The sequence below is a fragment of the Flavobacterium sp. genome, assembly GCF_003525665.1.
Lineage (GTDB): Bacteria > Bacteroidota > Bacteroidia > Flavobacteriales > Flavobacteriaceae > Flavobacterium.
Genome location: NZ_DQDX01000196.1, coordinates 1 through 9013 on the forward strand (window position 1 = coordinate 1; position 9013 = coordinate 9013).

Sequence of the window (9013 nt, forward strand, 5' to 3'; positions counted from 1 at the left end):
AGGCAATTGATAAAAGATTGGAACGGAAAGCAGGAAAACGGATTGCAAAAAATGACCGAACCATTCGCTCCAAAAAAATTAAATACGTAATTTTACAGCATGGAAGCACCTTTAGCCGAACGCATTCGTCCGCAGAAATTAGAAGATTATATTAGTCAGTTGCACTTGGTTGGACCGAGCGGTTCGCTGACGCAACAGATTGCTCGTGGCGTGATTCCGTCGATGATTTTTTGGGGTTCACCCGGAACCGGAAAAACGACATTGGCGCAGATTATTGCTAAGCAAAGTAATCGTCCGTTTTATGAATTGAGTGCGATAAATAGTGGCGTGAAAGACATTCGCGATGTGATTGAAAAGGCGAAACAAAGTGGCGGATTGTTCACGGCTAAAAATCCGATTTTGTTTATTGATGAGATTCATCGTTTTAGTAAATCGCAGCAAGATTCGCTTTTGGCAGCTGTGGAAAAAGGTTGGGTTACATTGATTGGAGCGACGACCGAAAATCCGAGTTTTGAGGTTATTCCGGCGTTATTGTCACGTTGTCAGGTTTATGTTTTGAATCCGTTTTCTAAGGAAGATTTGCTGGCACTTTTGGAACGAGCAATGAAATTGGATACTATAATTTCGTCTAAAAAAATAAAAATCAAAGAATCGGAGGCTTTATTGCGACTTTCTGGTGGCGATGGACGCAAACTATTAAATATTTTTGAACTTGTTGTAAACGCAAGCCCTGAAGGTCAAATTTTGATCACAAATGAAAAAGTTTTGGAATTGGCGCAACAAAATACAGTATTGTATGACAAAACTGGCGAGCAACATTATGATATTGTCTCGGCTTTTATAAAATCTATTCGCGGAAGTGATCCAAATGGAGCCGTTTATTGGTTGGCAAGAATGATTGAAGGTGGCGAAGATGTAAAATTTATTGCAAGAAGAATGTTAATTTTATCAAGCGAAGACATTGGAAATGCAAATCCGACGGCTTTTATTATGGCAAACAATACTTTTCAGGCCGTTTCTACAATTGGTTATCCTGAAAGTAGAATTATCTTAAGTCAATGTGCGGTTTATTTAGCAACTTCTCCGAAAAGTAATGCGAGTTATATGGCAATTGGCGAAGCACAAGCCGTTGTAAAACAAACTGGAGATTTACCGGTTCCAATTCATTTGCGAAATGCGCCAACTAAATTGATGAAGGAATTAGGTTACGGCGATGAATATCAGTATTCTCATAATTACGCAAATAATTTTAGCGAGCAAGAATATCTACCAGATGCAATTAGGGAAACGAAATTCTACGATCCAGGAAGTAATTCTAGAGAAAATGGAACGAGAGAATTTTTAAAAAATCGCTGGAAGGATAAGTATGGTTATTAGTGATTAGTGAATAGTGATTAGTTTAAAACTTCACTTCTACTTTTTCTGAAACTAATTTATCGTTTTGATAGTACTCGAAAAACCATTCGTTGTTTCTTGAAAAGAAAACGCCTTGAGTTGTTCCTTTTGTGGCGATAAAAAAATCTTTTGTTGAAGTTTTGTAGATTTTATAAAGCACTTTGGGTTCGGCATTTATTATTTGAAATCCGTTATTGATTGGTTGTGCAAACAAAGTAGTTTCCACATTTGAAGTAACTGAATTCGTGACTTTTACTTCTACTTTTGTCTCAACTTGTGGTTCTTTTTTTGGGGTAACACCATTTCCGTTGTATTGATGATTTAGTTTTTCAAATGAAGCAAAAGCTTCACGTAAAGCTTGATTATAGGCAGCCGTATAATCTTTTAGTTTACTTTTTCCTTCATCAGAAGTAAACAAAACTTGATTATAACAATCTTTTAAAACAACTTTTACTTTAGTAATCATCATCGAATTATCTTCAACAACATCAACATAAACTTTGTTGCAATTATCAGAAGCAAAATCAGATGGTAGAATTTCAGAATCTAAATAACTTTCAAATCCATATTTTTGCATGAACATTTTGCTCAAAGTATTCAATCGGTACTCATCTTTTTCTCGCGAAAAACTGAACTTTGATGGAACTAAAGCATATTTATAGTTGTTTAAATCTTGTGCAACTACATTAGAAGTAAGAACTAAAAGCGCAATAATTGAAAGTATTTTTTTCATCTATAATAAATTTTTAAGCTCAGATAAATGAGCAACTGATGTTACGGCTAAAGGTACTTCTTTTTTGTCTGGATTGAAAAAAATGGCAGAAATTCCAAAATCTAATGCTCCTTTTACATCGGCATCGATGCAATCGCCTATCATTATTGCGTTATGCTTTTGGGCTTTCGCCAAATCTAAAGCATGCTGATAAATTTTGGGATTTGGCTTTTTTACACCGGCCATTTCTGAGTTGGTAATGGTCGCAAAATAATCTGAAATACCAGAATTATTGATTTTTTTATACTGCACTTCGGCAAAACCATTGGTAATTACGTGAAGTTTGTATTTGGACTTTAGATACTCTAAAACTTCTTTTGCGCCATCAAACAAAATATTATTTTCTGGCAAATAAGCAATATAATCTTTCGACATCTGATCTATTTCAGCATCAGAAATTGAATAATTTAAACTATCGAATGAATCTTTCAATCGTTTATAACGTAATTCTTCGTGTGTGATTTTGTCAAATTGATACAACTTCCAACACGCCTGATTGATTGGCGCATAAACTTCAACGAAAGATTTGGTTTCAATTTTTGGATATTGTTCTTTAAAAATTTTATCAAAAGCCAATTCCGAATTTTTATCAAAATCCCACAGCGTATGATCTAAATCGAAAAAAACATCGGTGATTTTATCTTGAAACATTTAATCTCCTTTTACAATTACGGCATTATCCAAGTTATAAATCCAATCGTCAACGTCGTTTTCATTGTATCTAAAAGTTCCTTCAATGGTTACATATTGATCGGTTTTTAGTTTTGGTGTTCCGTTTTTAAAGTGCAAACCAACGATAGATTCTGGACCTGATTTTCCGCAGAAAAAGCAAGATGCAAATACGTTTTTACTCAAAGCATAACTTTTATTGTCGATAGGAACAATGAATCCGGAAATATACACTTTCTTTTTTCCTCTCAATTTTACTTTGTCATTGACAACCGGAAACTGAACCTCGCCATATTTAGGATGTTTCTTCGTATTGAATTTGATTTCTCCTAATAACTTCCAAGTGATGGTATCTCCAGCAACAACTTTTGAAATTGGTGTTGCATCCAAAATAGACTTTTCTTTATCAGAAAAACTGAAAAATAATAAAGCTGAAAATAAAACGATGACTAATTTAAACTTGTTATGCATTTGCTAATGTTTTTGATATATTTAATTGATATGCTTTTATTGCCGGAATTAACGCAGCGATGATTCCTAGTACTAATGTTGCAATTAATAAAATGGATTCTTTTTCCCAAACGATTTCCATTGGATTGAATGCCATTTTAAAATCGTCTTCGGCAGAATTAGAAATAAATCCTAATGCAAACCTACCAAAAATTGTTCCAAATAAAAATCCAACGAAGCATAAAATAAGACTTTCTATCAGAATTAAAGATAAAAGTTGTACTCTACTTGCGCCATTGATTCGCATTAAAGCAAATTCATATTTTCGTTCTTTCAATCGATTGTAAAGCGCAATAAAAATAGATATTCCAGAAATCAACATAATGGCATAAGCCAAATATTCTAAAGCTTTTAATCCAATTCCGAACAAACTAAAAATTCTATTTACTTCAATTGCTGGCGATGCTGCTTGCATTTTAGTGTTTTGAGCAATAATTCTTGGCCACATTACAATTCCCATTTTATTTCTGAATTTCAATAAAACGGCTGTGATTTCCATGTTGGGTTCGTTCAAAGTCATGTCAGTTTCATGATGCTCGTGGTCGTGATTACAAGCTTCGGTATGAACGTGTTCGTCTTCTTCATGAACGTGTCCTTCTTCACCGTGAGCCGGATTTTCATCTTCATGATTTCCGTGCATTTGCCACACGCTAGGAATATTAGATAGAATTAAATTATCAATCACGCTTCCTGTTGGAGCGGCAATTCCTGTAATTATATAATCAATATGTTCGTGAACCTCGCCTTCTTCTGCATCGCCATGAGTTCCGTAAAACGTATCGCCAATTTTTAATCTTAATTTTTGAGCCACTTCACTTCCTACAACAACTTCAAAATTTTTATCAAATAGTTTCCCTTTTGCAATTTTGGCTTTATACTTATCTAGGTAATCTGAATTAGTTCCAACGATTTTAAATCCGCGGTAATTATCACCAAATGCTAACGGAATTGCTTTTTCAATAAACGGATGATTCATCCATACTTTAGCCGAATCATAACTAATATTTCCGGTTGGATTATCGATATGATAGACCGATGAAAGTATCAATTGCATTGGACTTCCTTGTGCGCCAAGAACCAAATCTACACCGTCAATATTACTCGAAAATTTCTCTTCAAATTGTTTTTGTAATAAAATTAAAACCGTAATTATCGCCACACTTGATGACAATAAAATAATACTCAAAAGTGTGTTTAATGGTTTGAACCAAATGTTTCTCCAAGCTAGTTTTGCTATCATGTTAGTTGAGATTTATTTGGTTAGAAAATTTATTTTTTAATCGAGAATCGTGTGTTACAATTACCAAAGCTGCATTGTATTCTTTGGATAATTTCTCTAATAAATCGGCTACTTTGAAAGCATTTTCATCATCTAAACTTGATGTTGGTTCGTCTGCCAAAAGTAATTTTGGTTCGTTTATTAAAGCTCGTGCAATAGAAACTCTTTGTTGCTGTCCAATACTCAATTGAGAAGGTAATTTGTGCTTTTGATTATCTAAATCCAATTCAGATAACAACTTTTCAGCTTTTTGGACTGCTTGTTTACCTGTTGCTAGCCAAGAAGCTAAAACAATATTTTCCAAAACGGTCATTGATGCTATAAAATGTGATTGTTGTAAAATCAAACCAATGTTTTTTCCTCTAAATTGATCTAATTTTTTCTCTGAAAGCAAACTAATATCAATATTTTCAATTGAAATCTCGCCGTTTTTTGGTCGTAACAAACCTGCCAAAAGATGCAGTAAAGTCGTTTTTCCTTTTCCTGAATTTCCTGTAATTAAAAGTGTGTCAGAAGCATTACATTTCAACTCTGGAAAGGTAAATTGCGTTTCTTTATTGTAGAAAAAAGTGATGTTTTTTGTTTGAAGCATAACCAAAAATTATTGTGCAAGTTAATAAAATGCTATTCAAATATTTTGTTAAATTTTTTCATGCTTTTGTAGGGATTACTATCTATTTTAACCAAAAAACATCTCCCTACAAAAGACTTGAAAAAAACTCAAATATTAATTATTAAAATATTGTCTTGGCACTGGAAAAGGATCTGCTTTAGAAAATGTGCCATTTTTAAAATCTTCACATTCACTTTCATTACAAATACAACTATCGAGTTGCTCTTTAATTATTTTTTCATCCATTTGGATACCAATAAAAACAATTTCATTTAGACGATCACCAAAATTAAGCGACCATCTTTCTTCAATAATAGATTGATTTTCGGCAAAATTACTATGTTTCATCCTTTCAGAAAACGGCATACTAGCCCACCAAATTCCGGCACCATCAGCTTTTAAAGAACCACCTGCTTGACTCCAATTGAATGCTTGATCTGGTCTTGAAGCAATCCAAAACAAACCTTTACTTCTTATAACTGTAGCTGGAAAATTAGCATTTAAAAAATCCCAAAATCTGTAGGGATGAAAAGGTTTAGCATTTCTATATACAAAAGAATTGATCCCATACTCTTCGGTTTCTGGTGTATGAATTCCTTCTAATTCTTGAATCCATCCTGCCGAAGCTTCGGCTTCTTCATAATTGAATAATCCGGTATTGATAATTTCTTTTAAAGCAACTTTACTGTGTTCCGCATGAATTAAACGAGCAATTGGATTAAGTTTCTTTATGGATGCTTCTAATAAATCTAATTGATTTTTGGTAACCAAATCAGTTTTATTTAACAATATAACATTGGCAAACTCTATTTGATCTACTAATAAATTTACAATAGTTCTGTCATCGTTTTCAATATCAGATGCCTTTCTGTCTTTTAGCGTTTCTGCACTTCCAAAATCTTTAAAAAAATTGAAAGCATCTACAACAGTAACCATTGTATCAATATAACTAAAACGAGATAAATCTATATTTTCTTCTTCATTTACAAATGTAAAAGTTTGTGCTACAGGTATAGGTTCAGAAATTCCAGTACTTTCAATCAATAAATAGTCAAAACGATTTTCTTTTGCTAATTTTTCTACTTCTAGCATTAAGTCTTCACGCAATGTGCAACAAATACAACCATTACTCATTTCAACAAGCTTCTCTTCTGTACGTGATAGTGTCATTTCATCTTTTACTAAACGAGCATCAACATTTACTTCACTCATATCATTAACAATAACGGCTACTTTTAAGCCCTCTTTGTTATGCAAGATATGATTAAGCAATGTGGTTTTTCCGGCACCAAGAAATCCTGATAAAACTGTTACGGGTAATTTTTTCATGTATTAACTTACGTTTTTTTTATCATGCAAATGTAAAAAAAATTTATTTAAAAGCAACATAGTTGCGCTTATTTTAACTGCTCTTCTACCTCAACAAAATTTCTATCCGTTTCATAAAGAATAACTTTTATTTTGAGTTTTTCAGACAACTTCTCTTTAAGAATAAAATAAATTATCCAAGCAAAATTTTCAGTAGAAACCATTTTGTTTTCAAATTCAGGACAATCTAAATTTAAATTTTTATGATCAAAACGATCTTCAATTTCTGTTTTTATGATGGTGGACAAATCGTGAAGATTAATAATAAAACCCGATTCTGGATCAACTTCACCAGTTAATTTCACAATTAACCTATAATTATGCCCATGAAAATTTCTATTATTACAAATCCCATACACTTCTGTATTTTTTTTATCGCTCCAGTTTGGATTATGCATTCTATGACTCGCATTAAAATGAACTTCTCTACAAATAGTGGTTTTCATAAAATACTACCTCTCTTTTTCAGTCAATTTAAAAAAACTATTCTGCAATATAACATCTGTAAACTTTCCTCCATATTCAATAGTAGTAGTAAAACTAGTTTTATCTTGAACACCACGAGAAGAAACGCATAAATGCTCTGCTTGAACCACAACAATAACATCTTCGGTATCTAACGCTTTTTTTAATTCATTAAAAATCTGCATCGTCATACGTTCTTGAACTTGAGGGCGTTTTCCATAATACTGAACAATTCTGTTTATTTTTGAAATGCCAATTACTTTACCCGATGAAATATAACCAACATGAGCAATGCCTACTATAGGTAGAAAATGATGTTCGCATGATGAATTAAACGTTATATGGCTTTCCACCAACATTTTATTGTATTCATATTTATTTTCAAACACTGACATTTTAGGCTTATTTTTAGGATTTAAACCTGAAAAAATTTCTTTAACATACATTTTAGCAAAACGATAAGGTGTACCTTTTAAACTATCGTCCGTACAATCTAAACCTAATGTTTCCATGATAATCTTAAAATGCTCTTGAATAATTTTAATTTTTTGATCATCGGTTTTATCAAAAGCATCAGAACGCATTGGAGTTTCTAGTGAAGTCATTTGATGCATTTCACCTTGTGCTTCATGTTTTTTATTTTCTTCACTCATAATTTTTATTTACAAGGTATTTGAGTTGATAATAAGGCTACTTCGTTTATAATAATTTCAGGATTAGTTTCCATTGGATTGTATAGAATAGAAACTGTTTTTAAATTCAAATTCAATATAGATTGTTTTACACCAGAAGATTTATTTAAACCTTCTTCAATAATACGCTGACAATTTTCACAACCTGCTTTAGGTGTTTCTAAAACTAAAACAGCATCATTTTTACCTTTTTGTAATTTTCTTTCTTCTTTTTTAAAGCCTGTACATGAAGCGAGAAGAAAAAAGAATACAATTAAAAGTGTTTTTTTTATATAAACCATCCTAGTTATTTTTTAGTTATTATTAGATTAATTATTCCGAATTCAAGTTCATTTTAGTCGCACAAGCAATTCATACAATTTTATATTGAAATAATACGATAAATTAACTGAAGTTACTTTTGAGTTTTTTAGTATATTTCTACTTGTTCTTATTTCTCAATATTTTCTTTACCACTTAAAATCATTACACTTTTAATTTTTCTGTAATTAATTGCATTACTTCATTTAAACTTAAAATTCCAATATCTCCTACACCATGTTCACGAATTGAAACCGAATTTGAATTCATCTCTTGTTCGCCAACCACAAACATAAATGGAATTTTTTGTGTTTCTGCATCTCTAATTTTTCTTCCAATTTTCTCTTCTCGAGTATCAACTTCTATTTGAAGATCGAAATGCTCGTTTATTATATTTGCAAGATTTTCGCAGTAATCATTATATTTTGTGGCAATAGGCAAAACAACAATTTTCGTAGGCGCTAACCATAAAGGAAAATTACAACCCGTGTTTTCAATTAGCAAAGCAATAAACCGTTCCATAGAACCAAATAAGGCTCTGTGAATCATAACTGGACGATGTTTTGCATTATCATTTCCGATATACGTTAAATCAAAATTTTCAGGCATCATATAATCTACCTGAATGGTGCCAATTTGCCATTTTCTCCCAATAGCATCACGAACCATAAAATCTAATTTTGGACCATAAAAAGCCGCTTCACCTTCTTTGGCAGTGGTTTTAATACCTTTTTCTTGAGTAGCTTCAATGATTGCATTTTCTGCTAATTCCCACATTTCATCAGTTCCTAAATACTTTTGTTTATTAGAAGGATCTCTTAACGAAATTTGCGTTTGAAATTCTGTAAAGCCCAATTTAGAGTACACTAAATTTACTAAATCCACCACTTTTAAAAACTCTTCTTTAAGTTGATCAGGACGACAAAAAATATGAGCATCATCTTGAGTAA

At 32.1% G+C, this 9013-nt stretch carries 11 protein-coding genes; 1 reads left to right on the forward strand and 10 read right to left on the reverse strand.

All coding sequences use genetic code 11. The features are described from left to right. Positions 1–99: 99 nt before the first annotated feature. Entirely contained in the window at positions 100–1377 is a 1278-nt protein-coding gene (locus DIU01_RS13845) for a replication-associated recombination protein A (RefSeq protein WP_290835428.1), read from the forward strand. Between the two features lie 22 nt (positions 1378–1399). On the opposite strand, the gene DIU01_RS13850 is transcribed toward DIU01_RS13845, so the two are convergent. From DIU01_RS13850 to DIU01_RS13895, 10 genes are all read right to left on the reverse strand, one after another. Next, positions 1400–2128: a hypothetical protein gene (locus DIU01_RS13850; RefSeq protein WP_290835430.1), complete on the reverse strand. Its 729-nt coding sequence runs from the start codon at positions 2126–2128 to the stop codon at positions 1400–1402. Beyond that, a complete protein-coding gene (locus tag DIU01_RS13855) occupies positions 2129–2818 on the reverse strand; it encodes a YjjG family noncanonical pyrimidine nucleotidase (RefSeq protein WP_290835432.1) in 690 nt (229 codons plus the stop codon). Continuing rightward, complete coding sequence (locus DIU01_RS13860) at positions 2819–3307, reverse strand: hypothetical protein (RefSeq protein ID WP_290835434.1); 489 nt, start codon at positions 3305–3307, stop codon at positions 2819–2821. Continuing rightward, on the reverse strand, positions 3300–4586 hold the full coding sequence (locus tag DIU01_RS13865) for an FtsX-like permease family protein (protein ID WP_290835436.1): 1287 nt from the start codon (positions 4584–4586) through the stop codon (positions 3300–3302). The genes DIU01_RS13860 and DIU01_RS13865 overlap by 8 nt, the downstream gene beginning before the upstream one ends. Before the next feature lies 1 nt (position 4587). Continuing rightward, complete coding sequence (locus tag DIU01_RS13870) at positions 4588–5217, reverse strand: ABC transporter ATP-binding protein (protein WP_290835438.1); 630 nt, start codon at positions 5215–5217, stop codon at positions 4588–4590. Positions 5218–5352: 135 nt separating this feature from the next. Further along, a complete protein-coding gene (locus DIU01_RS13875) occupies positions 5353–6567 on the reverse strand; it encodes a GTP-binding protein (protein WP_290835440.1) in 1215 nt (404 codons plus the stop codon). Between the two features lie 68 nt (positions 6568–6635). After that, positions 6636–7052 carry a 6-carboxytetrahydropterin synthase gene (locus DIU01_RS13880; RefSeq protein WP_290835442.1) on the reverse strand — a complete coding sequence of 139 codons (417 nt, stop codon included), beginning with the start codon at positions 7050–7052 and terminating at the stop codon, positions 6636–6638. Between the two features lie 6 nt (positions 7053–7058). Continuing rightward, positions 7059–7724: a GTP cyclohydrolase I FolE gene (gene folE, locus DIU01_RS13885; RefSeq protein ID WP_290835444.1), complete on the reverse strand. Its 666-nt coding sequence runs from the start codon at positions 7722–7724 to the stop codon at positions 7059–7061. A 5-nt stretch (positions 7725–7729) separates the two neighbouring features. Then, complete coding sequence (locus DIU01_RS13890; protein WP_290835446.1) at positions 7730–8044, reverse strand: heavy metal-associated domain-containing protein; 315 nt, start codon at positions 8042–8044, stop codon at positions 7730–7732. Positions 8045–8228: 184 nt separating this feature from the next. Further along, the coding region (locus DIU01_RS13895) for a threonine--tRNA ligase (protein WP_290835448.1) at positions 8229–9013 on the reverse strand (785 nt) is incomplete at its 5' end.

Coding starts and splice junctions, on each gene's coding strand:
- DIU01_RS13890 (WP_290835446.1), bottom strand. CDS start 8,044: ATGGTTTATATAAAAAAAACACTTTTAATTGTATTCTTTTTTCTTCTC.
- DIU01_RS13850 (WP_290835430.1), bottom strand. CDS start 2,128: ATGAAAAAAATACTTTCAATTATTGCGCTTTTAGTTCTTACTTCTAAT.
- folE (WP_290835444.1), bottom strand. CDS start 7,724: ATGAGTGAAGAAAATAAAAAACATGAAGCACAAGGTGAAATGCATCAA.
- DIU01_RS13845 (WP_290835428.1), top strand. CDS start 100: ATGGAAGCACCTTTAGCCGAACGCATTCGTCCGCAGAAATTAGAAGAT.
- DIU01_RS13855 (WP_290835432.1), bottom strand. CDS start 2,818: ATGTTTCAAGATAAAATCACCGATGTTTTTTTCGATTTAGATCATACG.
- DIU01_RS13880 (WP_290835442.1), bottom strand. CDS start 7,052: ATGAAAACCACTATTTGTAGAGAAGTTCATTTTAATGCGAGTCATAGA.
- DIU01_RS13875 (WP_290835440.1), bottom strand. CDS start 6,567: ATGAAAAAATTACCCGTAACAGTTTTATCAGGATTTCTTGGTGCCGGA.
- DIU01_RS13860 (WP_290835434.1), bottom strand. CDS start 3,307: ATGCATAACAAGTTTAAATTAGTCATCGTTTTATTTTCAGCTTTATTA.
- DIU01_RS13865 (WP_290835436.1), bottom strand. CDS start 4,586: ATGATAGCAAAACTAGCTTGGAGAAACATTTGGTTCAAACCATTAAAC.
- DIU01_RS13870 (WP_290835438.1), bottom strand. CDS start 5,217: ATGCTTCAAACAAAAAACATCACTTTTTTCTACAATAAAGAAACGCAA.